Here is a 25,772-nt window from a genome sequence, read left to right as displayed (position 1 = left end):
AAACTCCTTTTTACTATTATACCATAAAATCCTCCTTCTCTTTTCTTTCATAATTATTCAATTATCGTTCCTATTTTCAAAATATCACTTGCCTCTATAGCATATTTATACTATAATTATAAACAATACATTTGAAGGAGACTGCTATGAAACGAATCATTAGAGCCTGGATCAAGGCAAGCCTCATCAAACGAATCCTTATTGGAATGATTTTGGGAGCGACATTAGGGATGCTCTTTCCAAACCTTACAGGAATTGGTCTGCTTGGAGACCTCTTTGTAGGCGGACTAAAAGCCATCGCTCCTATTTTAGTTTTTGCCCTTGTTGCCAATGCCCTTTCCCAACACCAAAAGGGGCAAAATACCAATATGAAGACGGTTATTTTCTTATACTTGCTCGGAACCTTTGCTGCTGCATTGGTAGCCGTTCTAGCTAGTTTCTTACTGCCTGTACAAATCACTCTGACCAGTGCAAATACAGAAGTTGCTGCTCCTGACGGTATCGGTCAAGTCCTCAGTAATCTCCTACTCAAACTTGTTGACAATCCCTTAAATGCTATTGTTGAAGCCAACTATATCGGGATTCTCTCTTGGGCAGTCATCTTTGGCTTGGCTATGAGAGAGGCAAGTAAACACAGTAAAGAATTACTGAGAACCATGGCAGATGTCACCTCTAAAATCGTAGAATGGATTATCAACCTAGCTCCCTTTGGGATTTTAGGCTTGGTTTTCAAGACCATCTCTGACAAGGGCATTGCCAGTTTGGCTAACTACGGTATCCTCCTAGGACTTTTGATTGCTACTATGGCCTTTGTTGCTCTCATCATCAACCCGCTCATCGCCTTTCTCTTTATGAGGAAAAATCCCTATCCCCTTGTTTTGAAATGCCTACGTGTCAGTGGTATTACAGCCTTTTTCACTCGTAGCTCTGCTGCAAATATCCCTGTCAATATGAAACTCTGTCAAGACTTGGGGCTGAATCCTGACACCTACTCTGTCTCCATCCCGCTTGGTTCAACCATCAATATGGCTGGTGCTGCTGTTACCATAAATGTCCTGACTCTAGCTGCCGTCAATACACTCGGAATCTCGGTAGACTTTGGGACAGCATTTGTGCTCAGTATAGTGGCTGCCATTTCTGCCTGCGGGGCCTCTGGAATCGCTGGGGGATCCCTTCTCCTCATTCCTGTGGCTTGTAGCCTCTTTGGGATTTCCAACGACTTGGCTATGCAGGTTGTCGGAGCCGGTTTTGTGATTGGAGTCGTGCAAGACTCCTGCGAAACAGCCCTGAACTCTTCAACAGATGTCCTCTTTACAGCGGTTGCCGAGTATGCTACAAACCGAAAACTTCACCCCTAGTCTCTGACTCCTCGTTAAACACTTGATTCTATTAGTTTAGGAAATTTTCATGTCTCTCACTCAACGTACGACCAAACTGATCTTAGCGACCTGTCTCGCTTGTTTTCTCGCTTATTTTTTAGATTTATCATCAGCAGTTTCAGCTGGAATTATCGCTCTCTTAAGCCTCTCCGACACACGCAGAAGCACGCTGAAATTAGCACGTAACCGCCTCTTTTCCATGCTCCTAGCGCTCGCTATCGGTGTTCTAGCCTTTCAGCTGACGGGCTTTCACATCTGGAGTCTGGGCCTATACCTAGCTCTCTATGTGCCTCTTGCTTACAAAATGGGCTGGGAAATCGGCATCACCCCTAGCAGTGTCTTGGTCGGTCATCTCTTGGTACAGGAGTCTACCTCTCCAGAACTCTTGCTTAATGAAGTACTCCTCTTTCTCATCGGGACAAGCTTTGCTCTATTGGTCAACCTTTATATGCCCTCTCGTGAGAAAGCCATCCAAAGCTACCACCTTCAGGTCGAAGAAAAGTTAAAAGACATCCTGCTTCGTTTTAAATACTATCTGTCAAGAGGAGACGGACGCAATCAAGCCCAACTCGTTGACGAATTAGATAGTCTTCTTGAGGAAGCTCTCAAACTGGTTTATTTGGATCACTCGGACCATCTCTTTCACCAGACGGACTACCACATCCACTACTTTGAGATGAGACAGCGACAAAGTCGCATCCTGCGAAATATGGCCCAGCAGATCAATACCTGTCATCTGGCCGCAAGTGAGAGTTTGATCTTGGCCCAGCTCTTTTCAAAGATTGCTGCCCAGCTAAGCCAGACCAATCCTGCTCATGACTTACTTGATGACATCGAACGCTATCTGCAAGTCTTCCGCAATCGGAGTCTCCCGAAAACACGTGAGGAGTTTGAAACCCGTGCCACCCTCCTGCAACTACTACGCGAAGCCGAAACCTTTATCCAGGTTAAGGTCGATTTTTATCAGAAATATGGAAACTAAAACGCAAAGAACCTCAGAGAATTCCTCTGAGGTTCTTGTGTTTTGCATTTGGAAGGAAAGTTCATCCTCTCGTACTGTTCTCAAAAAAGAAATAGCAACTCCTAATCGTCCATCACACCGCCTGTAAGCTGGTACATGAGGTAAATGTGCTCCAAGACTTTTACCTTATCCATGTGGTCTACATCTTTAAAGCCTCCTAATGCCAAAAGTGGAACGAAACCGAAACACTCATCGTAGGCTAATTGACCATGTTTGGCAACAGCTTTTTTATAGAGTGGGATATCAAAATAATCATCTTTGAAATCTTCATCATCAACATACTCTATGAAACGATCCATACGCTTAATCATAATATCTAAATCCTGAATATTGTATTGGACAATTCCTACATAGGCATTCTCTTCCCAAGTAATAATATCTCCAAATGCTGTTACGAACATAGGAAAAGCGACATCTCCTCTGAAATAACTATCTTGGAGAAGTTCAAGATAGTCATCTGGATTGATGACTTTTAGATAACCATCTAAAAAGGTTCCCAGACCATCCTCCTGCCAAATCTGTAGCAACTCAGCAGGAACTTGATCCTTGTATTTTTCAATCACTTCTTGGGGCATATCTGCCACTTTAACAAAGTTTTCTAACATATTATCCTCCATTTCACGATAACAGCAATACTCAAAAATCGTATTCTTCAAAATGTAATCAAGCTTACTCTACTTTTGATTATGCTCTCTTTGGAAAGCTTCCATAGCCTTGAACTGTTCTAGTTCTTTTTCGTTAGCTGGTTGCTTGCCGAGGTATTTGTATTCAAAAAATTCTATTCTATCCGTTGGTCCAAATTTACTTTCATTCCATGGTGCATAGTCAAAATCCAAAGAGGTTTTATTCTGTTCATCCACTTTGATTGTAAAAGCAGACCACTCTGCGAGACCGTGCTCATTGAATATTTTCTTCATGTCTTCACCCAAAGCAAAAAGATTTATGTATTCTATTCTGAATTCTGTCTTAGGGATACCATATAAAGATGGAATATCCATGTAATAATGATATTCTCCTTTATATTTAAAGAAAAATATCACGCCACCACTAAGCGTCTTATCCACTTCAAAATTAATATAAAGATCATCCCACTCAACTGGAATCATATCATTTACTTTATATATAATCTCGGTCATCTTCTCATTAATCTGTTTTTCCATTTTATCCTCCGATTTGGATTATACATTTAAACACAAGACTTCCTAATCTGCCTTGAGTTTTTCTTTACAATAATCCACAATGTATTCATTGATCCATTTATTCTTATTTTGGAAACCTCCGAATTTACGCTTTGCGATCAAATCTTCTGCCATTTGGAGTGCCTCTTGATATTTCTCGCGATGGATCATTAATAGCATCCCCATCAAATCATATCGAGCAGGATTTGATGAATTCTCAACAGCATAGTTATAAAAATCTTCAAAACTGTCGAACCCATTGATACGTTTAAGAACTTCTTCATGCACTTCTGAGAGCACCTCGAAAACCCTAGCTTCGACTTTTTCTAAGTCAAGGTCCTCCATCGTCCAGTCTTCTTCATTTATTTTGGTTGGTAAGGATAAGGAATCAACTGTGAAAGCTCCAACAGCTCGAAGACTCATTGGTTCCTGCGAATTACTCGCCATATCAAAAACTTCCCAAAAAATATCATCCAAAATATATGGTTTGATATCCGTGCGAATAATTAGACGAAACTTATTATCTGGAAATTTAATATCAATCATATACGAAACCAAATAGTCTCCCACTTTGTTGAAATAGGCCCAATCTCGAGACTTTAACTGTAATTTTTTTGCTGCATTGCGCTGAACTTTTTTCAATTCTTTTTTTAGTTGTTTATCTATTTTTGAAAATTTAACCATTGAATTTCCTCACTAATCTGGTCTTATTCCTCTTATCCAAGCAAACTATTTTCCATTATGTTCCTGCTGGAAGGCTTCCATAGCCTTGAACTGTTCTTGTTCTTTTTCGTTTCTTGGTTCAAATCCTAAAAATTGATATCTGAAAAAGTTCATTTGAGCAGTTGGTCCAAAATTACTTTTATTCCATGGAGCATAGTCATAGTCGACTGAAAGCTTGTTGTTATCATCTAAATGGATGATACAAATGTACCAATCTGCCAAATTATTTTCAATAAACACTCTTTTCAGATCTTCTGATTTTTTAAATAAAACCTTGTTTTCGCTTAGAATATCCATCATCGATAGGCCAAAATCTTCTGACATTTCCAGATGGTAATGATAGTGATTTTTATACTTAAAATAGAAATAGGCTTCACCACTATATGTCTTGTCCATCTCGGTTACAATATACAAGTCATCCCACTCAACTGGAATCATATCGTTGGCTTGATGCACGATTTCGATAATTTTCTCATTAATCTGTTTTTCCATATGTTCCTCCGGTTTGGTGTATTCACATTTTATCTGTATCTCTAGTATACCATAAAGAACAGAAACCAACTTACTCTTATAAAATTTGCTCAAATAGGGCAAAATTGCCTCAATAAAACAGTAAAATAGACCAATCATATCTCTAGGTATAGCAACTTTCTATCCTTTCCAACAAAAAACTCCACGAATCGAAAGCATTCGCGGACTTTTCTTACGACGTATTTAAGCAAAATGCCATACTAATTAATGGCCGTAATCTACGACACTAAGTTTTACAAATCGATTTCATTTGTAAAACGTGGTTACGACGGAAAAATCCACGAAGCTATAATATTCGTGGATTATTCCTAGTGAAGCGTTTAGGTAAGCCGATTTTACACTACGACACGGAGTTTGGCAAATCGATTCTATTTGCCAAACGTAGTTAGTAAGGCAGTTAGCTAGTTCGCCAAATAGCGACTAGCGTCCAACAATTAGGAACTTTAGTTCCAATTGTTGGTGCTGAGTTACATTTTTTCCTCCAACTCTACGTCTGGATACTTGTTCGCAAACCAGCGAAGGGCAAAGTCATTTTCAAAGAGAAAGACTGGTTGGTCAAAACGGTCTTTGGCCAAGATATTGCGGCTTGATGACATGCGCTCGTCTAGGTCCTCTGGCTTGATCCAGCGAACGGTCTTTTTACCCATTGGGCTCATGACCACTTCGGCATTGTACTCGCCTTCCATACGGTGCTTAAAGACTTCAAACTGGAGTTGACCAACAGCGCCTAGCATATACTCGCCTGTTTGGTAATTCTTATAAAGCTGAATGGCACCCTCTTGTACCAACTGCTCGATCCCCTTGTGGAAGGATTTTTGTTTCATGACGTTCTTAGCAGAAACTTTCATGAAAATCTCAGGAGTAAAGGTTGGCAGTGGTTCAAATTCAAACTTGTTTTTTCCAACTGTCAAAGTGTCTCCAACTTGATAAGTACCAGTATCGTAAACCCCGATAATATCACCTGCAACAGCATTGGTCACATTTTCACGACTTTCGGCCATAAACTGAGTGACATTAGATAGTTTGGCAGTCTTACCAGTACGAGGCAGATTGACACTCATTCCACGATCAAATTCACCTGATACGATACGAACAAAGGCAATACGGTCCCGGTGACGAGGGTCCATGTTGGCTTGGATTTTAAAGACAAATCCTGAGAAATCCTTGTCATAAGGATCCACAATTTCGCCATCTGTTTTCTTGTGGCCATGTGGTTCTGGAGCAAACTTAAGGAAGGTCTCAAGGAAGGTCTGCACCCCAAAGTTAGTGAGGGCTGAACCAAAGAAGACCGGAGTCAGTTCTCCTGCAAGAATAGCTTCTTCTGAAAATTCATTTCCTGCTTCTTGCAACAGTTCGATATCGTCCTTAACCTGAGCGTAGAAAGGATTGCTTCCAAAGAGCTTATCCCCTTCTTCCAGACTGGCAAAACGTTCATCCCCTTTATAGAGCTCCAAGCGTTGGTTATAGAGGTCATACAATCCTTCGAAGGCTTTCCCCATCCCGATTGGCCAGTTCATTGGATAACTCGCAATGCCAAGGACTTCTTCTAGTTCTTGCAAGAGGTCCAGTGGCTCACGACCGTCACGGTCCAGCTTGTTCATAAAGGTAAAGACTGGAATGCCACGGTGCTTCACAACCTCAAACAATTTCTTGGTTTGGGCCTCGATACCCTTGGCAGAGTCCACGACCATGACCGCAGCATCCACCGCCATCAAAGTACGATAGGTATCTTCTGAGAAGTCCTCGTGCCCTGGTGTGTCTAGGATATTGACGCGCTTGCCATCGTAGTCAAACTGCATAACAGATGAAGTGACCGAAATCCCACGTTGTTTCTCAATATCCATCCAGTCAGACTTGGCAAAAGTCCCTGTTTTCTTTCCTTTAACCGTACCAGCCTCACGAATCTCGCCTCCAAAATAGAGCAACTGCTCAGTAATAGTTGTTTTCCCGGCATCCGGGTGGGAGATGATGGCAAAGGTACGGCGTTTCTTAATTTCTTCTTGAATAGTCATAAGTTCTCTTTCTTTGATTTTCTATTTTTAGTTGTTTCAGTAGCTAAGAATGATGTTTACATTGGATTTTACCATTCCTTTCAACTCTCCATTATAGCGGATTTTGGGGAGTTTTTCAATTGCTCATCCGATGAAAAGGCGAGCTAGAGCACAGATTTCACCTGATTTCTCTTTTTCCACCGTTTCTTGAACAAGATATCAAAAAGAACCAGAGCCAGTGAGAGGATGACGGACACAAGAAGATACTTTAACCACAAGGGCGCATCTGGAATAAAAGGTGTCTTGTTTAACAAACCATAATTTCCACCCGTCACCTGATTAACCCCAACTAGAAAGAGATTGAGAATAAAGGTATAGGCTACAATCATATATTTCTTGAGCAAGGTCTTGTCATAGTGATTCATCAAGTAAATCAAGGAATTCACTAGAAGGGCATAGTGCCCAATCAAAAATGAAAAACTGGTGATATGGGGGAAATCATAGGGGTCAAAAACCGGGTAAACCAAAGCAAATATCGCTCCACTTGCTCCTAAGAGGGCAAAATATTGCTTGCTCCGCCATTTATCAGGCAAGAAAACCACCGCAAACATAGCCAAACGGCAATGGTAAAATGGAAGGCTATTAGAAAATGGAATCCCAAAGCCAACATACCAACTATATAGGGCTAGTAACTGGAGGATCTGAATCCCCTTAAACAAGCGGACAAATTTCGGATTTTTGTGATAAACAAGCGCTCCATAAATACAAAGCACTAAAGTAAGCATCATAATCCCATACCAAAAGAGGGAAATGGGAGGAGGAACCGTCTGAGATCTGGTGATAAATTGATGGAACATATTTCTATCCTAACTCTTATTTTTTCTATTCTCTAGTTTAACCATTATAGCGAATTAAAAGCGATTTTTCAATTTCTATTTCTTTTCAGTTTGGCTCCCTTATTTATAGGAAAATATGGTAAAATAGAACAGACTAAAAATCATCATTTCACGAAAGGATGCAAGATGAAAATTACGCAAGAAGAGGTAACGCACGTTGCCAATCTTTCAAAATTAAGATTCTCTGAAGAAGAAACTGCTGCTTTTGCGACCACCCTGTCTAAGATTGTAGATATGGTTGAGTTGCTGGGCGAAGTCGACACAACTGGTGTCGCACCTACTACGACCATGGCTGACCGTAAGACCGTACTCCGCCCTGATGTGGCTGAAGAAGGAACAGACCGTGACCGCTTGTTTAAAAACGTACCTGAAAAAGACAACTACTATATCAAGGTACCAGCTATCCTAGATGATGGAGGAGATGCCTAATGACTTTTAATAACAAAACTATTGAAGACTTGCACAATCTCCTTGTCTCTAAGGAGATTTCAGCAACTGAATTGACCCAAGCCACGCTTGAAGATATCAAGTCTCGCGAGACAGCTATTAACGCTTTTGTTACCATCGCTGAAGAACAAGCCCTTGCTCAAGCTAAGGCTATTGATGAAGCTGGAATTGACGCGGACAATGTCCTTTCAGGAATTCCACTGGCAGTTAAGGATAATATCTCTACAGACAGTATCCTCACAACTGCAGCCTCAAAAATGCTCTACAACTACGAGCCTATCTTTGATGCGACAGCCGTTGCCAATGCAAAAGCCAAGGGCATGATTGTTGTCGGAAAGACCAACATGGACGAGTTTGCCATGGGTGGTTCTGGTGAGACTTCTCATTACGGTGCCACTAAAAATGCTTGGGACCACAGCAAGGTTCCTGGTGGTTCATCAAGTGGTTCTGCTGCAGCTGTAGCGTCAGGGCAAGTCCGCTTGTCACTCGGTTCTGATACTGGTGGTTCCATCCGCCAACCTGCCGCCTTCAACGGGATTGTTGGTCTCAAACCAACCTACGGAACGGTTTCTCGTTTCGGTCTCATTGCCTTTGGTAGCTCTCTAGATCAAATCGGACCTTTTGCACCTACTGTTAAGGAAAATGCTCTCTTGCTCAACGCTATTGCCAGCGAAGATGTCAAAGATTCTACTTCTGCTCCTGTCCGCATTGCCGACTTTACTTCAAAAATTGGTCAAGACATCAAAGGAATGAAAATTGCTTTGCCTAAGGAATACCTTGGTGAAGGGATTGACCCAGAGGTTAAGGAAACCATTCTAAATGCAGCCAAACACTTTGAAAAACTTGGTGCTATCGTCGAAGAAGTCAGCCTTCCTCACTCTAAATACGGTGTTGCCGTTTACTACATTATCGCTTCATCAGAAGCCTCATCAAACTTGCAACGCTTTGACGGTATCCGTTACGGCTACCGCGCAGAAGATGCAAGCAACCTTGATGAAATCTATGTAAACAGCCGTAGCCAAGGTTTCGGTGAAGAGGTGAAACGCCGTATCATGCTTGGAACATTTAGCCTTTCATCAGGTTACTATGATGCCTATTACAAGAAGGCTGGTCAGGTCCGTACCCTCATCATTCAAGATTTCGAAAACGTCTTTGCGGATTACGACTTGATTTTGGGACCAACTGCTCCAAGCGTTGCCTATGACTTGGACTCCCTCAACCATGACCCCGTTGCCATGTACTTGGCTGACCTTTTGACCATCCCAGTCAACTTAGCTGGTCTTCCAGGAATTTCGATTCCTGCTGGATTTGCTCAAGGTCTACCAGTCGGTCTCCAATTGATCGGTCCTAAATACTCTGAGGAAACCATTTACCAAGCTGCTGCTGCCTTTGAAGCAACAACAGACTACCACAAACAACAACCCGTGATTTTTGGAGGTGACAACTAATGAACTTTGAAACAGTCATTGGACTTGAAGTCCACGTAGAGCTCAACACCAATTCAAAAATCTTCTCACCTACTTCTGCTCACTTTGGAAATGACCAAAATGCCAACACTAACGTGATTGACTGGTCTTTCCCAGGAGTACTTCCGGTTCTCAATAAAGGGGTTGTCGATGCTGGTATCAAGGCTGCTCTTGCCCTCAACATGGACATCCACAAAAAGATGCATTTTGACCGCAAGAACTACTTCTATCCTGATAATCCAAAAGCCTACCAAATTTCTCAATTTGATGAGCCAATCGGCTACAACGGCTGGATTGAAGTGGAGCTAGAAGACGGTACGACTAAGAAAATCGGTATCGAACGTGCTCACCTAGAGGAAGATGCTGGTAAAAACACCCACGGTACAGATGGTTACTCTTATGTTGACCTCAACCGCCAAGGGGTACCATTGATTGAGATTGTATCTGAGGCTGACATGCGCTCGCCAGAAGAAGCCTATGCTTATCTAACTGCCCTCAAGGAAGTCATCCAGTACGCTGGTATTTCTGACGTTAAGATGGAAGAAGGTTCGATGCGTGTGGATGCTAACATCTCCCTTCGCCCTTATGGTCAAGAAAAATTCGGTACCAAGACGGAGTTGAAAAACCTCAACTCCTTCTCAAATGTTCGCAAAGGTCTCGAATACGAAGTCCAACGCCAAGCTGAAATCCTTCGTTCAGGTGGTCAAATTCTCCAAGAAACACGCCGTTACGATGAAGCTAACAAGGCAACCATCCTCATGCGTGTCAAAGAAGGTGCTGCAGATTACCGCTACTTCCCAGAACCAGACCTACCACTTTTTGAAATCTCAGATGAGTGGATTGAGGAAATGCGTACTGAATTGCCAGAATTTCCAAAAGAACGCCGTGCGCGCTACATATCTGACCTTGGTTTGTCAGACTATGACGCTAGCCAGTTGACGGCAAACAAAGTCACTTCTGACTTCTTTGAGAAAGCTGTTGCCCTCGGTGGCGATGCCAAACAAGTCTCTAACTGGCTCCAAGGTGAAGTTGCTCAGTTCTTGAACGCTGAAGGCAAGACACTTGAACAAATCGAATTAACACCAGAAAACTTGGTAGAAATGATTGCCATCATCGAAGACGGTACTATCTCTTCCAAGATTGCCAAGAAAGTCTTTGTCCACCTAGCTAAAAACGGCGGTGGAGCGCGTGAATACGTGGAAAAAGCAGGTATGGTGCAAATCTCAGATCCTGATGTTTTGATTCCAATCATCCACCAAGTCTTTGCGGATAACGAAGCTGCCGTTGCCGACTTCAAATCAGGCAAACGCAACGCTGACAAGGCCTTCACAGGATTCCTTATGAAGGCAACTAAAGGCCAAGCCAACCCACAAGTTGCCCTTAAACTGCTTGCACAAGAGTTGGCGAAGTTGAAAGAAAGTGAGTAATTTACTCTTTATACACTTTTTTCTACTTTTAAGACGAGAATGAGACAAGGAGAATAAATGAACAAATTTTTACGATTGCTATTTGTCTTAGTCATCATCGCTATGTTAGGCGCTTCTATACTACAAATTTTCTTTCCATCGTACATGGGAAGCCACTCCGGGTACGGAATATCTGCTGGTTGGCAACGAGAAATTGGAATATGGAATTTAGCTGTATTGATTATTATTCTCGCTATCAATATTAAATACGATTGGTTCTATCTACGAATCGCACTTCTTGCTCTCATTATTGGCGGAATTGGAATAGGAACAAATCACTTACTCAATTATATGGAGTATCACTCTCCTGTAAATGCTATCGGTGCTTTTGAAAATTACTTGCTAGCAATAGGATGGATTGTGGGATGGCTCATCGAACGCCATTCCATAAAGAAGCTAAATGCTAGTAAATAACGCCTAGTATATATCAGATTATTTTTAAAGGTTATTAAATAGTTTAATAATCATTCGAATTCAGAATTCTACCTTTTCAATCATATAGTTAGGGGACACATGAAAAAGTTTTACGCTCTTTTAATGACCTGTTTATTACTTGTTTTTCTATCCGTGCCTCAAATCGTTGATGCGGGTGTCGGACATTCCAGAAGTGGAGGGAGCAGCCGCAGTAGCTCCAGAAGTAGTAGCCGCTCAAGTGGAGGTGGAAGTCGTTCTGGTGGCTCATCCTACCACTACTACCGCTCTGGATATGGATCATCCTCTGACAGTTCTGCTAGCTCTCCCTATCTAGGATTTATGTTCATATTAGTCGGAGGAATCATACTAGTTGTTATCGTCAAATCCTTGCAGAATAAGTCTGGAGATTCGAGTTCAACCTACACTAGTAATGATTCTCAAACGCTCCATCGTCGAGTTGAACATAACACACTGGCCATTAGTCGTGTGAAATATGGGGATCCAAACTTTGACGCGGAAGCCTTCACATCTTGGGTTAAGGAAGTCTACCTTAAATTGCAGGTTGCCTGGACTGAGAAAAATTGGAACTCTGTCCGCGCTTTGGAAAGTACCAGTCTCTACTCTCAACACAGTACCCAACTTGAGGACCATATTCGAGCTAAAACAACCAATGTTTTAGAGAAAGTTTGTATCGAAAATGTTCGCATCAAGAAGTTCATTGAAAATCCTGACGGAAACGACACCTTAGTGGTGATCCTGTCATCTACCTTGCGTGACTATGTCATTGACGATGAGACTCGCCGTGTTCTTGAAGGAGACCCTAAAAAAGATCTCTTCACCGTGTATCAATTGAACTTTATCCGTCAACACGGTAGCCAAACGCAAGCAGTCAATCCAGACGAAGTTGTGAGCGACCACTGTCCAAACTGTGGCGCCCCATTGAAAATCTCTGCAGTTAGCGAGTGCGACTACTGTGGTGCCAATCTCTCTCGCAGTCCAAACCAATGGGTACTCGATACCTATGATGTTGTGGATGAAGACGAGCTTTATAATTAGGAGGAATTATGGGATTTATACGTGCAGCCTTATCAGCAGGCTTAAATAGTTTTAATGATAGTAAATTCAAGGAAGCCATTGTCCTTCCAGATAATGTCTCTGGCGACGCCTTGGCCGTCAAAGGTCAATTACTCACAAAAGACCCAGATGGACGTTCTCGTCACAGCAATCAAAATACTGGACTTTTGTCAGATGGCAGTGTGGTTATCGTTCCTCAAGGTTATACCGCTGTTTTGGTAAACAACGGTACCTTCCTTGGTGAAGTCCTCGAAGCTGGTAGCCACGAATGGCAAGCTGGTGATAACGCCTGGCTCCTTGAAAAAGGTGGTTTAAAAGGCACTTGGGAAAACTTTAAAAACCGTTTCTCTTTCGGTGGACAAGTCATCACCCAACAGGAAATTATCTTTATCCGCATGCAACCCATCGCAGGTAATAAGTTCGGCACACAAAACGCGGTCGAATACTTCAGCGAACGTTACCAACAACTGCTTAACATCCGTTTCTATGGCTTGTTTGATGTAAAAATAGCAGACCCAGTCCTCTTCTACGTAAGTTCTGTTAGCCGTCAAATTACTGACGGACAGCCATTTACTCTCCAAGATGTAGCTCAAGGAACGCTCCGTCAAAATATCGCACCAAAAATCGCGATTGCCATTGCCAAATATACCAACGAAAACAAGGTTGATATCTATAGCCTCAATGCCAACCAAGACACCTTTAACGAACTCGCTAAACAAGAGGTCAACAAGGTTTGGACAGGTCTCTACGGGATTGAAGCAACCAACATCTTGCTTGAGGACCTCAGCTACGACCAAGAAAGTCTTGATATCGTTCGCAAGCTTGATAGCGAGCTGGTGGCAATGAAGTACAACACGATTGAAATCGAAGAACGCCGTGCTCGCAACGAAGCGCTTATTGCTGCAGCTGCAAACGAAGGGAATGGCAATGGGATGAACATGTTTATGGGCATGAATCTTGGCCAAACTCTCGGTGGTCAACTAAGCCAACAAGTTCAAAATCAAGCACCGGCTCAAAACACTGGGCAAACTGCCAGCAAGAATTTTTACATCGAAGTCGATGGAAAATACGTTCTCGTTACTAAAGACGAAGATGGAAATATCGTACCAGTCAACTAATTAAGCTCCTTCTGACATTTGAGTAATGTTGTCTTTTATGGTACAATAAAGAGTAAATTATTTATTAAAGAGGTAAAAACATGATTGAAGCAAGTAAATTAAAGGCTGGTATGACCTTTGAAACAGCTGACGGAAAATTGATCCGCGTTTTGGAAGCTAGCCACCACAAACCAGGTAAAGGAAACACAATCATGCGTATGAAATTACGTGATGTCCGTACTGGTTCTACATTTGACACAAGCTACCGTCCAGAGGAAAAATTTGAACAAGCTATCATCGAGACTGTCCCAGCTCAATACTTGTACAAAATGGATGACACAGCCTACTTCATGAATACAGAAACTTACGACCAATACGAAATCCCTGTAGTCAACGTTGAAAACGAATTGCTTTACATCCTTGAAAACTCAGATGTGAAGATCCAATTCTACGGAACTGAAGTGATTGGTGTCACCGTTCCTACTACTGTTGAATTGACAGTTGCAGAAACTCAACCATCTATCAAAGGTGCTACTGTTACAGGTTCTGGTAAACCAGCAACGATGGAAACTGGACTTGTCGTAAACGTTCCAGACTTCATCGAAGCAGGACAAAAACTCGTTATCAACACTGCTGAAGGAACTTACGTTTCTCGTGCCTAATCTCTAGAAAGAGGTCATTCTATGGGAATTGAAGAACAACTTGGCGAAATCGTTATCGCCCCACGTGTACTTGAAAAAATCATTGCTATTGCTACTGCAAAAGTAAAGGGTGTTCACTCTTTTTCAAACAAATCAGTATCTGACACCCTTTCAAAGCTTTCTCTCGGCCGTGGTGTTTATCTAAAAAACGTGGACGAAGAACTCACAGCAGATATCTATCTCTACCTTGAGTACGGAGTAAAAGTTCCTAAGGTAGCGGTTGCGATCCAGAAAGCTGTTAAAGATGCAGTCCGCAATATGGCTGATGTTGAACTCGCTGCTATCAATATCCACGTTGCAGGTATCGTTCCAGATAAAACACCAAAACCAGAATTGAAAGATCTATTTGACGAGGACTTCCTCAATGACTAGTCCACTATTAGAATCTAGACGCCAACTCCGTAAATGCGCTTTTCAAGCTCTTATGAGCCTTGAATTCGGTACGGACGTCGAAACTGCTTGTCGTTTCGCCTATACTCATGATCGTGAAGATACGGATGTGCAACTTCCAGCCTTTTTGACAGAGCTAGTTTCTGGTGTTCAAGCTAAAAAGGAAGAACTAGACAATCAAATCACTCAGCATTTAAAAGCAGGTTGGACCATCGAGCGTTTAACTCTCGTGGAGAGAAACCTCCTTCGCTTGGGAGTCTTTGAAATCACTTCATTTGACACCCCACAGCTGGTTGCGGTTAATGAAGCTATCGAGCTTGCAAAGGACTTCTCAGATCAAAAATCTGCCCGTTTTATCAACGGACTGCTCAGCCAGTTTGTAACAGAAGAACAGTAAATAGAAAAAGTGTTTGACAATTATCAAACACTTTTTTCTTTGCCTACCACTATCTAAAAATCAAATAATAGATATAAAATAAGATCGACGGAGCATAGGGAATCGCATTATAGAAACTATGACAAACAATGGTAAATCGAAGACTACCCGTAACTCGATAAGCAACTGCAAATAGAAGACCAAGAATACTATAAATGATGAGACTGATGGGGTCACGATGAGATAGAACCAAGTGACTGAGCCCAAAGATGAAAGAAGACAAGAATACATCCAAATAAAATTCCGACTTCGGAAAGAAGGTATTCATAAAATAACCCCTATAGATTGTCTCCTCAACAACAGGTACAATCGAAATGTTAAAGATTAAAAATATAAGACTTGATAGAGTCGTTTCTCTTCCGTTTGAGTAAAGTTCTGAAAGAAGGTCTTGGAAAATAAAGCTATGGTTAATTAATCGAATATTCTGCATTCTAAATCCATTTAAAAAAGAATAGATAAGAAAACAAGCCACTAAGAAAGCGAGATAAGACCAGCGCCAACTCTTTTTCTCGAAGATAAAGAGCATCTTCTTCTTTTTCAACCACAAAACGAATAAAAAGAAAATAAGTAACACTTCTCCAACTAGGAAGATTATATAGCTGTCCATTCCTAAACCAAAGATCCTAGCTAGAGTTATGGCTCCTAATGGCGTTAAATAAATGTACAGGAACATTAAAATCATACAGATTCCTAAATGTATTGTCTTTTTCATTCTTTCTCTCCTAACGGTAAACTCTCTATTAGGGCTCTATAGAGGATAGACCATTGATTGTTTTTCTTATTTATCTAGAGTATTCATGTTTATCCATGGTCTATTATCAAAATAGCTAGAACAAAATGTTCTAGCTTTTAAATTTTCTTAGTATTTTCTAAAGCGTTGGTAACGTTCTTCGATAAGTTGGTCGAGTGGTAGTTCTTTCAACCTATCTAGTTCTGCACGCAATTCATTTTTAACGCAATCTAGCAGTTCTTTACTTGACAGTCCTGCCTCTGAGATTACCTTGTCTACGATTCCCATTTCTAGAAGTTCGTGTGAAGTGATTTTCATCAGCTCCGCCGCTTCCATAGCACGACTTCCATCCTTCCAAAGGATAGAGGCAAATCCTTCCGGGCTAAGTACTGCGTAGATTGAGTTTTCTAACATCCAGACACGGTTAGCTACGGCTAGAGCTAGGGCCCCACCAGATCCACCTTCACCGATAATAATCGCGATGATTGGAACCTTGAGGTCACTCATTTCCATCAGGTTTCGAGCAATTGCTTCACCTTGTCCACGTTCCTCGGCTCCAACACCTGGGTAAGCACCCGCCGTATTGATAAAGGTCACAACTGGACGGCCAAACTTTTCTGCCTGTTTCATCAGGCGAAGAGCCTTACGATAGCCTTCCGGATGTGGTTGCCCAAAATTTCGTTTGAGGTTATCATGAAGACTCTTTCCCTTTTGGATACCAAGGACAGTTACTGCCTGTTCACCTAACCAACCAATTCCACCGATGACCGCACCATCATCACGGAAAGAGCGATCTCCATGCAATTCGATAAACTCGTCAAAGATTCCATTGGCAAAATCAAGTGCAGTCAAGCGACTCTGCTCGCGTGCCTCTCTGACTATTTTTGCAATATTCATCCGCGACTTCCTCCATGCAATCTCACTAATTTAGCAATTGTTTCAGGCAATTCTCTCCGTTTGACAATTGCATCAACAAATCCATGTTCAAGCAAAAATTCTGCCTTTTGGAAGTCATCCGGCAAGGTCTCACGAACTGTATTTTCGATAACACGACGCCCAGCAAAACCAACTAAACTTTGGGGTTCCGCTAGGATAATATCACCTTCCATAGCAAAAGAAGCGGTCACTCCACCTGTTGTCGGATCGGTTAAAATAGTGAGGTAAAAAAGTCCTGCCTTGGAATGACGTTGAACTGCCGCAGAAATTTTAGCCATCTGCATCAGGCTCATGATTCCTTCTTGCATACGGGCTCCACCAGAAGCTGTGAAGAGAACGACTGGCAAGTTTTCTACCGTTGCATACTCAAACAAGCGCGTGATTTTTTCACCCACAACGGTTCCCATAGAAGCCATGATAAAGTTTGAATCCATGATCCCAAGGGCAACTTTTTGTCCCTTGATGCTAGCTGTACCAGTTAGTACGGCTTCATCCAAACCTGTCTTTTCACGCATAGTAGCCAGTTTTTTCTGGTAGCCAGGAAAGTTTAATGGATCTTGAGTTTCAATACCTGTAAACATCTCCACAAGGCTACCAGAATCAATCGTCAAATCCAAGCGTTCCTGAGCTGAAATACGGAAAGTATAGCTACAATGGGGACAAATTCGTTCGCTCCCAAGATCCTTTTGGTAAATGGTGTGTTTACAACCAGGACACTGGGAAAAGAGTTCATCCGGAACCTCAGGCTTGGCTTGTGGTTTCTGCCTTACGGAACGGTTAGGATTGATCCGAATATACTTATCCTTTTTACTAAATAGAGCCATAACTCCCCCTTTTAGTTCTCATACTGTTTGAAAGTCTATTCTTTTTCTTGGTATTTTGGCAAGAAAGTTTCCATCAAGAAGGAAGTATCGTAGTCACCAGCGATAACTCGGCGGTCTGAAATCAGATCCAACTGGAAGTCTGCATTGGTTTGCACTCCTTCAATATCAAGTTCATAAAGTGCCCGTTGCATCTTCATAAGAGCATCAAAGCGATTCTCCCCATGAACAATGATTTTGGCAATCATACTATCATAGTAAGGGGGAATGGTATAACCTGGATAAACTGCTGAATCCACGCGCAAGCCAACTCCACCACTTGGTAGATAGAGATTGGTAATTTTCCCTGGGCTTGGAGCAAAGTTAAATGCTGGATTTTCCGCATTGATCCGGCACTCGATAGCGTGACCTCGTAGGACAATATCTTCTTGTTTGAAAGGTAAAGGTTGCCCGGCAGCAATGCGAATCTGTTCCTTCACAATATCAAAACTTGCACTCGAGTATTCATTTCCATGAAGTAGAAATTGCCACTCGCTTCATCGAGTAGAAATTCAATCGTCCCTGCATTTTCATAGCCTACAGACTCTGCTGCACGAACGGCTGCAGCACCAATTTCATGACGAAGGGTTTTGCCAATCGCAATGGATGGGCTTTCTTCTAAGACCTTTTGGTTATTCCGTTGGAGTGAACAATCCCGTTCACCAAGATGGACAACATGACCCTCTTGGTCCGCAAGAATCTGAACTTCGATATGGCGAGCTGGATAAATCACACGCTCAAGATACATAGCGCCATTTCCAAAATTGGCCTTGGCTTCACTGGATGCTGTTTCAAAGGCTGCGACCAAGTCTTCTGCCTTTTCAACCTTACGAATTCCCTTTCCACCACCACCTGCCGATGCCTTAAGCATGACTGGATAGCCAATTTTTTCTGCAACTGCAAGGGCCTCTTCAGCCGTGTGAACTTCACCATCAGATCCTGGGATAACTGGAACCCCAGCCTTGATCATTTGCTCACGCGCATTGATCTTATCTCCCATGGTATCCATTACAGCGCCAGAAGGGCCAATAAACTTAATCCCCACTTCATCACACATAGTGGCAAACTTGGAGTTTTCGCTAAGAAAACCAAAGCCTGGATGGATGGCTTCTGCTTCTGTCAAGACCGCAGCAGACAAAATTGCATTGATATTGAGATAAGACTCTGTTGCCTTACCAGGTCCGATACAGATAGCTTCATCCGCTAGGAGTGTGTGAAGAGCTTCCTTATCAGCAGTTGAATAAACTGCCACGGTTGCAATGCCCAATTCACGCGCAGCTCGAATAATGCGAACCGCAATCTCACCACGGTTGGCAATCAAAATTTTACGAAACATGGAGATCCTCCTTAGTTTCCAATTGCAAAGGTAAGAGTACCACTCGCTGCAAGCTTACCATCTACTTCAGCCTTTGCTTCAACCACGGCAATCGTACCACGACGTTTGACAAAAGTAGCCGTCATGACTAATTGATCACCTGGTACAACTTGCTTCTTGAACTTAACCTTGTCCATGCCAGCATAGAAGACCAGTTTCCCTTTATTTTCAGGTTTGGACAATTCCAAGACACCAGCAGTCTGAGCCAAGGCCTCCATGATAAGAACACCTGGCATGACTGGGTATTGAGGAAAATGACCATTAAAGAAAGGTTCGTTGATGGTGACATTTTTAATGGCAACAATGGTATCCTCGCTCACTTCCAAGACACGATCCACTAGGAGCATGGGGTAGCGATGGGGTAGAGCTTCTTTGATTCCTTGAATATCGATCATTTGATGCGTACCAATCCTTTACCGAACTCAACCATTTCTTCATTTGAAACGAGAATTTCTGTCACCACACCATCCTTAGGTGCAGGGATTTCATTCATGACTTTCATGGCTTCAATGATCACCAAAGTCTGACCTTTTTTAACACTGTCTCCAACTGTGACAAAGGCAGGTTTATCTGGTCCAGCGGCCAAGTAAGCCACCCCTACAAGTGGGCTCTCAACGACATCACCCTCCGGAGCAACCGTCGTTTCAGCTGGTGCTGGAGCTTCTTCCACTGCACTCTCTACTGGAGTTGAAGGGGCCGAAACTACTGGACTAGGAGCCACTGCAGCTGGCGCTGGAGCAACTTGAGCTGGTGCTTCAGAAACCATTCTTGCTTCATTCTTACTGAACTGCAATTCGTCCGTTCCATTTTTATAAGAAAATTCTCTCAAACTTGATTGGTCAAATTGAGCCATCAAGTCCTTGATCTCATTTAAATTCATAATTATTTATTCTCCCAACGTTTGAAAGCAAGAACCGCATTGTGTCCACCAAAACCAAAAGTGTTTGAAATAGCATAAGGGATTTCTTGCTCCAAGCCTTGTCCATAAACGACATTCGCTTCGATATAGTCTGATAACTCACTTGTTCCAGCTGTCATTGGTACATAGTTATGACGCATGGCTTCAATGGTAGCGATGGCTTCTACTGCCCCTGCAGCGCCAAGTAAGTGTCCTGTAAAGGACTTAGTTGAAGATACAGGTACTTCTTTACCAAGGACAGCTACAATCGCACCACTTTCTCCTTTTTCATTAGCAGGAGTTGAAGTTCCGTGGGCGTTGACGTAAGCCACTTGCTCTGGAGAAATTTCTGCTTCTTCCAAAGCTAGTTTAATCGCCTTAATCGCTCCTTGACCTTCTGGATGAGGTGAAGTCATATGATAAGCATCACAGGTATTTCCATAACCAACTACTTCAGCCAAAATAGTTGCACCACGTTTTTCAGCATGTTCAAGGCTTTCAAGAACCAACATCCCTGAACCTTCTCCCATCACAAAACCATTACGGTCTTTGTCAAATGGGATAGAAGCACGAGTTGGATCCTCTGTAGTTGATAGGGCGGTCAAAGCTTGGAAACCAGCGATAGCAAAAGGAGTGATAGATGATTCTGATCCACCAACTAACATGACATCTTGGAAACCAAACTTGATAGAACGGAAGGCATCTCCAATGGCATCATTTGATGAGGCACAGGCTGTATTGATTGATTTACAGATACCGTTTGCTCCGAAACGCATGGCAACATTTCCTGAAGCCATATTTGGCAAGGCTTTTGGAAGTGTCATTGGTTTAACGCGTTTTGGACCTTTTTCATGAAGACGGATAACCTGATCTTCGATTTCTTTAATTCCCCCAATACCAGAAGCCACGATGACACCAAAGCGATCCTTATCGATTGCTTCTACATCAAGATTTGCATTTGTCACCGCTTCTTGAGCCGCATACAAGGCATACAAAGAATAGTTGTCAAAACGGTTGGTATCTTTTTTGACAAAGTATTTATCAAATGGGAAATCTTGAACTTCTGCCGCATTGTGCACAGCAAATTCGCTGTGGTCAAACTTAGTGATTTCTCCAATTCCAATCTTCCCAGTTTGCAAACTGTTCCAAAATTCTTCCGGAGTATTTCCGATAGGAGAGGTCAATCCGTAACCTGTTACTACAACTCGATTTAGTTTCATCTGTCTTACCTATATCTTTCCTTATTTTTTACATGCTAAGTCCGCCATCAACAGCGAGAACTTGTCCAGTCAAATAATCCTGTCCAGCCAGGAACACTGTAGCATCTGCGATATGTTCTGCTTGACCAAAATGTTTCATTGGGATTTGGGCCAATGTCGCTTCCTTGACCTTATCAGATAAAACAGCAGTCATATCTGACTCAATCATCCCTGGTGCAAGAGCATTTACTCGTACGTTGCGATTGGCAACTTCACGTGCAACTGACTTGGTAAAACCAATCAAGCCTGCTTTAGAAGCTGCATAGTTGGCTTGTCCGATATTTCCCATCAAACCGACCACACTAGACATGTTGATAATCGCACCTTCACGTGCCTTGATCATCTGTTTCAAGACTGCTTGCGTCATGTTGAAGGCACCTGTCAAGTTGATCTTAATCACTTTTTCAAAGTCTTCTTCGGTCATCTTGAGCATAAGCGTATCTTGAGTAATCCCAGCATTGTTGACCAAGACATCAACAGAACCGAGTTCTGCAATCGCTTGATCTACCATACGCTTGGCATCTGCAAAGTCTGAGACATCACCTGAAATCGGTACTACTTTGACACCATAGTTTGAAAACTCAGCCAGCAATTCTTCTGAGATTGCTCCGCGACTATTCAAAACTACATTAGCGCCTAGTTGGGCAAATTTGTGAGCAATGGCAAGTCCGATACCACGACTTGAACCTGTTACAAAGACATTTTTGTTTGTAAGTTGCATTCTATTTCTCCTGTTTCCTGTTGTATTTTGTGGGAGAAGGGATCATTAGTTTCCTAACAAAGCATCCAAGCTTGCTTGGTCTTCAACGTTAGCTAGCTGAGCTGTTTTATCGATTTTTTTTACAAAGCCTGACAGGACCTTTCCAGGACCAATTTCAATAAAGTTGGTTACCCCAGCATCCTGCATCACAGCAATACTTTCATAAAAACGAACAGGTTCTTTGACCTGACGCGTCAAAAGCTCTTTGATTCGACCTTTTTCCATAACAGCAGCTTCCGTATTGCCGACTAGTGGGCAAGTAAAATCAGCGAAACTCACTCCCTCAAGAGCTCCAGCTAGTTGCTGACTGGCTGGCTCAAGAAGGGCTGTATGGAAAGGACCCGATACATTTAAAGGAATCAATCGTTTTGCTCCTGCTTCCTGCAAGAGTTCAACTGCGCGATTAACTGCAGCCACCTCACCACCGATAACGATTTGGCTTGGGGTGTTGTAGTTAGCTGGAGTCACTACTCCAACTTTAGAGGCTGTTTCACAAGCTTCCTCAATCACTTCAACCGGAGTATTAAGAACGGCAACCATCTTCCCAGAGCCTGCAGGTGCAGCCTCTTCCATATAAGTACCACGTTTAGCAACCAAGGCAACTGCATCCTCAAAGTCCAAGGCACCACTTGCTACAAGAGCAGAATATTCCCCAAGAGACAATCCTGCTACCATATCCGGATGGTAACCCTTTTCTTTCAATAGTCGGTAAATAGCAACCGAAGTCGCTAAAATAGCTGGTTGCGTATAGCGAGTCTGGTTTAACTTAGTTTCTTCCTTATCAATCAAGTCACGAAGGTCATAACCCAAAACCTGACTGGCTTGGTCAATTGTTTCCTTGACGATAGGGTAACGATCATAGAGATCACGCCCCATTCCTAGATACTGAGCACCTTGACCTGCAAATAGAAAGGCTGTTTTAGTCATTTCTTACAACTCCTGCCCAACGAGAGGCTTCTTCTTGAATTTTTTTGGCTGCGCCATAGTATAGATCTTTTAGGATTTCTTCGACAGTTTCCTCTTTAGATACCAAACCAGCGATCTGACCTGCCATGACAGATCCACCTTCTACATCTCCATGAACAACGGCTTTAGCAAGAGCACCAGCTCCCATTTGTTCAAAGATTTCTAAATCTGGATTTTCTTGTTTAAAGGCATCTTTTTCAGCCTGCTCAAAGTCACGTGTTAACTGATTTTTAATGGCGCGAACAGCATGTCCAAAGTGTTGAGCGGAAATAGTTGTATCGATATCACGCGCTTTTAAGATTTTTTCCTTGTATTTTGGATGGGCGTTAGATTCCTTAGCTACTACGAAACGCGTACCAACTTGAACAGCCTCAGCACCAAGCATAAAGCCTGCAGCGACACCTTCACCATCCGCAATTCCTCCAGCTGCAATAACCGGAATTGAAACAGCTGCAGCAACTTGGCGAACCAAGGTCATCGTTGTTAATTTACCAATATGTCCACCGGCTTCCATTCCTTCTGCAATAACTGCATCTGCACCAATTTTTTCCATGCGTTTTGCCAAAGCAACACTTGGAACAACAGGAATAACAGTAATTCCTGCATCATGGAAACGAGTCATGTATTTACTTGGATTACCTGCACCAGTTGTCACCACCTTGACCCCTTCTTCAATCACGAGATCAACGATGTCTTCTACAAAAGGTGACAAGAGCATGATGTTGACACCAAAAGGTTTGTCCGTAAGTGATTTGATTTTATCGATATTAGCCTTCACGACCTCTTTAGGTGCATTCCCACCACCGATAATCCCTAGACCACCAGCTTTTGATACTGCACCAGCCAAGTCACCATCAGCAACCCAGGCCATTCCTCCTTGAAAAATAGGATAATCAATGTTCAATAATTCTGTAATACGTGTTTTCATAGTGCCTCCATCATTCCTTGCTTACGTAATAGTTCGATGAGTTTATCATTTGAGTTTCAAACTATTACCTAAACAAGAGGGAGTGGGTTTCCCCTACTCCTTCTAGTAATATGTTAATTATTTTGTTTGCTCTTCAACGTAGGCAACCAAGTCACCAACTGTTTTCAAGTTATCTTCTGCTTCGATTTGGATATCGAAAGCATCTTCGATTTCAGAGATTACTTGGAACAAGTCCAATGAATCTGCATCCAAATCATCAAAAGTAGATTCAAGTGTTACTTCTGATGCGTCTTTCCCAAGTTCTTCAACGATAATTTCTTGTACTTTTTCAAATACTGCCATGATAGGACTCCTTTAAAATATAAAAAATTTATAACTATGTGTTTACCACATGATTACCTAGATTGTAAGAATGAGTGTGCCCCATGTCAAACCTCCACCGAAGCCTGATAGGAGAATCGTCTGGCTACCATCTAAACGAATCATACCATTCTCCACACACTCTGAGAGCAAAATCGGGATACTTGCTGCACTGGTATTTCCATACTCCATCATATTGGCAGGAAGTTTGTCTCGGTCTACGCCGATCTTCTTAGCCATCTTATCCAAAATGCGGATATTTGCCTGATGAAGCAAGAGATAATCCAATTCCGATGCTGCGATTGGACCATTTTCAATGGTTTCTTTGATTGATCTAGCAACATCACGATTTGCAAAATCAAAAACTGCTCGTCCATCCATCTTCAAAAAAGCAGGAACTGCTTCTTGATCTGAGAAAGGAGAAGCCAAAGCCGTTTGACCATAGGTCAAACACTCGCTCCGAGAGCCATCTGTATAGAGACTTTCCACAAGGAAGTGACGTATTTCGCTCGCTTCCAAGAGAACCCCTCCAGCACCATCCCCAAAGAGAACAGCTGTTGAACGATCTGACCAATCAACTGCCTTGGATAAGGTCTCAGCCCCGATAACAATCCCTTTTTTGAACTGTCCAGAACTTAAAAACTTTTCTGCAGTTGAGAGAGCGAATACAAAGCCACTGCAAGCTGCTGTCAAATCAAAGGCGAAAGCTCTATGCGCTCCGATATTTGCCTGAACTCGAGCTGCTGTGGAAGGCATCATCGAGTCTGGGGTAATCGTCGCTACAATGATAAAATCAATCTGATCCGCTGTTAAGCTCCCTTTAGCTAACAAGCTCTTAGCAACTTCTGTCGCCAAGTCACTTGTAGACTCTAATTTTGAGATATGTCTCTGTTTAATTCCTGTTCGACTTGAAATCCACTCATCGCTTGTGTCCATGATTTGGGCTAAGTCATGATTAGTGACCACTTGCTCTGGAACATAATGAGCAACCTGGCTTATTTTTGCAAAAGCCATTATTTCAAATCCTCCAAAAATTGATAAAGGTTCGTTAAACCTCTGCCCATGACCTCTTTTTCCTCAGGGCTCATGCCATCGATGATTTTTTCGACCATAGCCTTGTGGAACCGTTTATGAAGGCGGTGAACCAAACGACCTTGCTTTGTCAAATGCAGATAGACCACTCGACGGTCTTGGTCAGAACGAATACGCTCAATATAACCTTTTCTCTCCAGGTTATTCAAACTCGTCGTCACTGTCCCAAGAGTTACCATCAGTTCTTTTGAAACCTTACTTGGCGTTGCCTCCGGGAACTTCCCAATCACATCGATCGTGTGCATTTCTTTGATGGAGATGTCTTTGAATCGACTACCTCGTAAGCTAACCTCCTCGATCACAAGGACGTTATTAAAAATAGATGTTAGATAATCATTTACTTGTTGGTAGTCCAAACTTTTTCCCTCCCCCTCAAAAAGCTTTTACAATCAAAACAT

At 42.4% G+C, this 25,772-nt stretch carries 29 protein-coding genes and 1 pseudogene; 11 read left to right on the top strand and 19 right to left on the bottom strand.

Annotated elements, in window-relative coordinates:
- Nucleotides 1–146: 146 nt before the first annotated feature.
- A complete protein-coding gene (gene sstT / locus AXF18_RS05310) occupies nt 147–1,358 on the top strand; it encodes a serine/threonine transporter SstT (RefSeq protein WP_065371596.1) in 1,212 nt (403 codons plus the stop codon).
- A gap of 49 nt (nt 1,359–1,407) precedes the next feature.
- Nucleotides 1,408–2,361: an aromatic acid exporter family protein gene (locus AXF18_RS05305; protein ID WP_065371595.1), complete on the top strand. Its 954-nt coding sequence runs from the start codon at nt 1,408–1,410 to the stop codon at nt 2,359–2,361.
- Between the two features lie 101 nt (nt 2,362–2,462).
- Here AXF18_RS05305 and AXF18_RS05300 read toward each other — a convergent pair whose 3' ends face one another.
- From AXF18_RS05300 to AXF18_RS05275, 6 genes are all read right to left on the bottom strand, one after another.
- Entirely contained in the window at nt 2,463–3,005 is a 543-nt protein-coding gene (locus AXF18_RS05300) for a T6SS immunity protein Tdi1 domain-containing protein (RefSeq protein WP_065371594.1), read from the bottom strand.
- Nucleotides 3,006–3,074: 69 nt separating this feature from the next.
- Nucleotides 3,075–3,560, bottom strand: coding sequence for an immunity protein YezG family protein (locus tag AXF18_RS05295; protein WP_049501118.1), 486 nt, complete (start codon nt 3,558–3,560; stop codon nt 3,075–3,077).
- A 42-nt stretch (nt 3,561–3,602) separates the two neighbouring features.
- Entirely contained in the window at nt 3,603–4,262 is a 660-nt protein-coding gene (locus AXF18_RS05290) for a hypothetical protein (RefSeq protein WP_049501117.1), read from the bottom strand.
- A 45-nt stretch (nt 4,263–4,307) separates the two neighbouring features.
- Complete coding sequence (locus AXF18_RS05285; protein ID WP_049501116.1) at nt 4,308–4,793, bottom strand: immunity protein YezG family protein; 486 nt, start codon at nt 4,791–4,793, stop codon at nt 4,308–4,310.
- A 506-nt stretch (nt 4,794–5,299) separates the two neighbouring features.
- The gene (locus AXF18_RS05280) at nt 5,300–6,844 is read right to left on the bottom strand and encodes a peptide chain release factor 3 (protein ID WP_049501115.1); all 1,545 of its coding nucleotides are present in this window, start codon (nt 6,842–6,844) and stop codon (nt 5,300–5,302) included.
- A 143-nt stretch (nt 6,845–6,987) separates the two neighbouring features.
- Nucleotides 6,988–7,680: a TIGR02206 family membrane protein gene (locus tag AXF18_RS05275; protein ID WP_049550254.1), complete on the bottom strand. Its 693-nt coding sequence runs from the start codon at nt 7,678–7,680 to the stop codon at nt 6,988–6,990.
- A 165-nt stretch (nt 7,681–7,845) separates the two neighbouring features.
- Between AXF18_RS05275 and gatC the strand changes: the two genes are divergently transcribed.
- The 9 genes from gatC (at nt 7,846) to nusB (ending at nt 15,171) form a co-directional block, all read left to right on the top strand.
- Entirely contained in the window at nt 7,846–8,148 is a 303-nt protein-coding gene (gene gatC, locus AXF18_RS05270) for an Asp-tRNA(Asn)/Glu-tRNA(Gln) amidotransferase subunit GatC (protein WP_000705419.1), read from the top strand.
- The gene (gene gatA, locus AXF18_RS05265) at nt 8,148–9,614 is read left to right on the top strand and encodes an Asp-tRNA(Asn)/Glu-tRNA(Gln) amidotransferase subunit GatA (RefSeq protein ID WP_049550253.1); all 1,467 of its coding nucleotides are present in this window, start codon (nt 8,148–8,150) and stop codon (nt 9,612–9,614) included. The genes gatC and gatA overlap by 1 nt, the downstream gene beginning before the upstream one ends.
- Nucleotides 9,614–11,059 carry an Asp-tRNA(Asn)/Glu-tRNA(Gln) amidotransferase subunit GatB gene (gene gatB / locus AXF18_RS05260; RefSeq protein WP_065371593.1) on the top strand — a complete coding sequence of 482 codons (1,446 nt, stop codon included), beginning with the start codon at nt 9,614–9,616 and terminating at the stop codon, nt 11,057–11,059. The genes gatA and gatB overlap by 1 nt, the downstream gene beginning before the upstream one ends.
- Before the next feature lie 57 nt (nt 11,060–11,116).
- Complete coding sequence (locus AXF18_RS05255; RefSeq protein ID WP_001031998.1) at nt 11,117–11,512, top strand: hypothetical protein; 396 nt, start codon at nt 11,117–11,119, stop codon at nt 11,510–11,512.
- 99 nt (nt 11,513–11,611) lie between these two features.
- Nucleotides 11,612–12,568, top strand: a complete 957-nt coding sequence (locus AXF18_RS05250) for a zinc-ribbon domain-containing transport protein (RefSeq protein WP_000715068.1) — start codon at nt 11,612–11,614, stop codon at nt 12,566–12,568.
- An 8-nt stretch (nt 12,569–12,576) separates the two neighbouring features.
- Nucleotides 12,577–13,704 (top strand): SPFH domain-containing protein, encoded by a 1,128-nt coding sequence (locus AXF18_RS05245; RefSeq protein WP_000505819.1) that lies wholly within the window; start codon nt 12,577–12,579, stop codon nt 13,702–13,704.
- An 80-nt stretch (nt 13,705–13,784) separates the two neighbouring features.
- Nucleotides 13,785–14,345 carry an elongation factor P gene (gene efp, locus AXF18_RS05240; RefSeq protein ID WP_000568640.1) on the top strand — a complete coding sequence of 187 codons (561 nt, stop codon included), beginning with the start codon at nt 13,785–13,787 and terminating at the stop codon, nt 14,343–14,345.
- Nucleotides 14,346–14,366: 21 nt separating this feature from the next.
- Nucleotides 14,367–14,756, top strand: a complete 390-nt coding sequence (locus AXF18_RS05235; protein ID WP_000510594.1) for an Asp23/Gls24 family envelope stress response protein — start codon at nt 14,367–14,369, stop codon at nt 14,754–14,756.
- The gene (nusB, locus tag AXF18_RS05230) at nt 14,749–15,171 is read left to right on the top strand and encodes a transcription antitermination factor NusB (protein WP_000203661.1); all 423 of its coding nucleotides are present in this window, start codon (nt 14,749–14,751) and stop codon (nt 15,169–15,171) included. The genes AXF18_RS05235 and nusB overlap by 8 nt, the downstream gene beginning before the upstream one ends.
- Nucleotides 15,172–15,220: 49 nt before the next feature.
- On the opposite strand, the gene AXF18_RS05225 is transcribed toward nusB, so the two are convergent.
- From AXF18_RS05225 to AXF18_RS05165, 13 genes and pseudogenes are all read right to left on the bottom strand, one after another.
- Nucleotides 15,221–15,922, bottom strand: a complete 702-nt coding sequence (locus tag AXF18_RS05225; RefSeq protein WP_065371592.1) for a CPBP family intramembrane glutamic endopeptidase — start codon at nt 15,920–15,922, stop codon at nt 15,221–15,223.
- Nucleotides 15,923–16,069: 147 nt separating this feature from the next.
- On the bottom strand, nt 16,070–16,837 hold the full coding sequence (locus AXF18_RS05220; protein WP_001017374.1) for an acetyl-CoA carboxylase carboxyl transferase subunit alpha: 768 nt from the start codon (nt 16,835–16,837) through the stop codon (nt 16,070–16,072).
- A complete protein-coding gene (accD, locus tag AXF18_RS05215) occupies nt 16,834–17,700 on the bottom strand; it encodes an acetyl-CoA carboxylase, carboxyltransferase subunit beta (protein WP_065371591.1) in 867 nt (288 codons plus the stop codon). The genes AXF18_RS05220 and accD overlap by 4 nt, the downstream gene beginning before the upstream one ends.
- 35 nt (nt 17,701–17,735) lie before the next feature.
- Nucleotides 17,736–19,072: pseudogene (gene accC / locus AXF18_RS05210) on the bottom strand (acetyl-CoA carboxylase biotin carboxylase subunit).
- Between the two features lie 11 nt (nt 19,073–19,083).
- Nucleotides 19,084–19,506, bottom strand: a complete 423-nt coding sequence (gene fabZ, locus AXF18_RS05205; RefSeq protein WP_000565515.1) for a 3-hydroxyacyl-ACP dehydratase FabZ — start codon at nt 19,504–19,506, stop codon at nt 19,084–19,086.
- Entirely contained in the window at nt 19,503–19,991 is a 489-nt protein-coding gene (gene accB / locus AXF18_RS05200; protein WP_001052309.1) for an acetyl-CoA carboxylase biotin carboxyl carrier protein, read from the bottom strand. Before accB ends, fabZ begins: the two co-directional genes overlap by 4 nt.
- A gap of 2 nt (nt 19,992–19,993) precedes the next feature.
- Nucleotides 19,994–21,229, bottom strand: coding sequence for a beta-ketoacyl-ACP synthase II (gene fabF / locus AXF18_RS05195; protein WP_000774050.1), 1,236 nt, complete (start codon nt 21,227–21,229; stop codon nt 19,994–19,996).
- A gap of 28 nt (nt 21,230–21,257) precedes the next feature.
- The gene (gene fabG, locus AXF18_RS05190; RefSeq protein ID WP_001177612.1) at nt 21,258–21,989 is read right to left on the bottom strand and encodes a 3-oxoacyl-[acyl-carrier-protein] reductase; all 732 of its coding nucleotides are present in this window, start codon (nt 21,987–21,989) and stop codon (nt 21,258–21,260) included.
- A gap of 45 nt (nt 21,990–22,034) precedes the next feature.
- Nucleotides 22,035–22,955, bottom strand: coding sequence for an ACP S-malonyltransferase (fabD, locus tag AXF18_RS05185; protein WP_065371590.1), 921 nt, complete (start codon nt 22,953–22,955; stop codon nt 22,035–22,037).
- On the bottom strand, nt 22,948–23,922 hold the full coding sequence (gene fabK / locus AXF18_RS05180; protein ID WP_000857452.1) for an enoyl-[acyl-carrier-protein] reductase FabK: 975 nt from the start codon (nt 23,920–23,922) through the stop codon (nt 22,948–22,950). Before fabK ends, fabD begins: the two co-directional genes overlap by 8 nt.
- A 117-nt stretch (nt 23,923–24,039) precedes the next feature.
- Nucleotides 24,040–24,264, bottom strand: coding sequence for an acyl carrier protein (locus AXF18_RS05175; protein ID WP_000257840.1), 225 nt, complete (start codon nt 24,262–24,264; stop codon nt 24,040–24,042).
- 57 nt (nt 24,265–24,321) lie between these two features.
- Nucleotides 24,322–25,296, bottom strand: coding sequence for a beta-ketoacyl-ACP synthase III (locus tag AXF18_RS05170; protein ID WP_065371589.1), 975 nt, complete (start codon nt 25,294–25,296; stop codon nt 24,322–24,324).
- Entirely contained in the window at nt 25,296–25,730 is a 435-nt protein-coding gene (locus AXF18_RS05165) for a MarR family winged helix-turn-helix transcriptional regulator (protein ID WP_000386338.1), read from the bottom strand. Before AXF18_RS05165 ends, AXF18_RS05170 begins: the two co-directional genes overlap by 1 nt.
- Nucleotides 25,731–25,772 lie beyond the last annotated feature (42 nt).

Origin of the sequence: Streptococcus sp. oral taxon 064, assembly GCF_001683375.1 — a bacterium.
Taxonomy (GTDB): domain Bacteria; phylum Bacillota; class Bacilli; order Lactobacillales; family Streptococcaceae; genus Streptococcus; species Streptococcus oralis_S.
The sequence above is the reverse complement of the archived record's forward strand: the minus strand, read 5'-3'. Positions and strand labels throughout refer to the sequence as shown.

Bases quoted from the DNA above. Each gene is read 5' to 3' on its own strand.
- sstT (WP_065371596.1), top strand. From the start codon at position 147: ATGAAACGAATCATTAGAGCCTGGATCAAGGCAAGCCTCATCAAACGA.
- AXF18_RS05305 (WP_065371595.1), top strand. From the start codon at position 1,408: ATGTCTCTCACTCAACGTACGACCAAACTGATCTTAGCGACCTGTCTC.
- AXF18_RS05300 (WP_065371594.1), bottom strand. From the start codon at position 3,005: ATGTTAGAAAACTTTGTTAAAGTGGCAGATATGCCCCAAGAAGTGATT.
- AXF18_RS05295 (WP_049501118.1), bottom strand. From the start codon at position 3,560: ATGGAAAAACAGATTAATGAGAAGATGACCGAGATTATATATAAAGTA.
- AXF18_RS05290 (WP_049501117.1), bottom strand. From the start codon at position 4,262: ATGGTTAAATTTTCAAAAATAGATAAACAACTAAAAAAAGAATTGAAA.
- AXF18_RS05285 (WP_049501116.1), bottom strand. From the start codon at position 4,793: ATGGAAAAACAGATTAATGAGAAAATTATCGAAATCGTGCATCAAGCC.
- AXF18_RS05280 (WP_049501115.1), bottom strand. From the start codon at position 6,844: ATGACTATTCAAGAAGAAATTAAGAAACGCCGTACCTTTGCCATCATC.
- AXF18_RS05275 (WP_049550254.1), bottom strand. From the start codon at position 7,680: ATGTTCCATCAATTTATCACCAGATCTCAGACGGTTCCTCCTCCCATT.
- gatC (WP_000705419.1), top strand. From the start codon at position 7,846: ATGAAAATTACGCAAGAAGAGGTAACGCACGTTGCCAATCTTTCAAAA.
- gatA (WP_049550253.1), top strand. From the start codon at position 8,148: ATGACTTTTAATAACAAAACTATTGAAGACTTGCACAATCTCCTTGTC.
- gatB (WP_065371593.1), top strand. From the start codon at position 9,614: ATGAACTTTGAAACAGTCATTGGACTTGAAGTCCACGTAGAGCTCAAC.
- AXF18_RS05255 (WP_001031998.1), top strand. From the start codon at position 11,117: ATGAACAAATTTTTACGATTGCTATTTGTCTTAGTCATCATCGCTATG.
- AXF18_RS05250 (WP_000715068.1), top strand. From the start codon at position 11,612: ATGAAAAAGTTTTACGCTCTTTTAATGACCTGTTTATTACTTGTTTTT.
- AXF18_RS05245 (WP_000505819.1), top strand. From the start codon at position 12,577: ATGGGATTTATACGTGCAGCCTTATCAGCAGGCTTAAATAGTTTTAAT.
- efp (WP_000568640.1), top strand. From the start codon at position 13,785: ATGATTGAAGCAAGTAAATTAAAGGCTGGTATGACCTTTGAAACAGCT.
- AXF18_RS05235 (WP_000510594.1), top strand. From the start codon at position 14,367: ATGGGAATTGAAGAACAACTTGGCGAAATCGTTATCGCCCCACGTGTA.
- nusB (WP_000203661.1), top strand. From the start codon at position 14,749: ATGACTAGTCCACTATTAGAATCTAGACGCCAACTCCGTAAATGCGCT.
- AXF18_RS05225 (WP_065371592.1), bottom strand. From the start codon at position 15,922: ATGAAAAAGACAATACATTTAGGAATCTGTATGATTTTAATGTTCCTG.
- AXF18_RS05220 (WP_001017374.1), bottom strand. From the start codon at position 16,837: ATGAATATTGCAAAAATAGTCAGAGAGGCACGCGAGCAGAGTCGCTTG.
- accD (WP_065371591.1), bottom strand. From the start codon at position 17,700: ATGGCTCTATTTAGTAAAAAGGATAAGTATATTCGGATCAATCCTAAC.
- fabZ (WP_000565515.1), bottom strand. From the start codon at position 19,506: ATGATCGATATTCAAGGAATCAAAGAAGCTCTACCCCATCGCTACCCC.
- accB (WP_001052309.1), bottom strand. From the start codon at position 19,991: ATGAATTTAAATGAGATCAAGGACTTGATGGCTCAATTTGACCAATCA.
- fabF (WP_000774050.1), bottom strand. From the start codon at position 21,229: ATGAAACTAAATCGAGTTGTAGTAACAGGTTACGGATTGACCTCTCCT.
- fabG (WP_001177612.1), bottom strand. From the start codon at position 21,989: ATGCAACTTACAAACAAAAATGTCTTTGTAACAGGTTCAAGTCGTGGT.
- fabD (WP_065371590.1), bottom strand. From the start codon at position 22,955: ATGACTAAAACAGCCTTTCTATTTGCAGGTCAAGGTGCTCAGTATCTA.
- fabK (WP_000857452.1), bottom strand. From the start codon at position 23,922: ATGAAAACACGTATTACAGAATTATTGAACATTGATTATCCTATTTTT.
- AXF18_RS05175 (WP_000257840.1), bottom strand. From the start codon at position 24,264: ATGGCAGTATTTGAAAAAGTACAAGAAATTATCGTTGAAGAACTTGGG.
- AXF18_RS05170 (WP_065371589.1), bottom strand. From the start codon at position 25,296: ATGGCTTTTGCAAAAATAAGCCAGGTTGCTCATTATGTTCCAGAGCAA.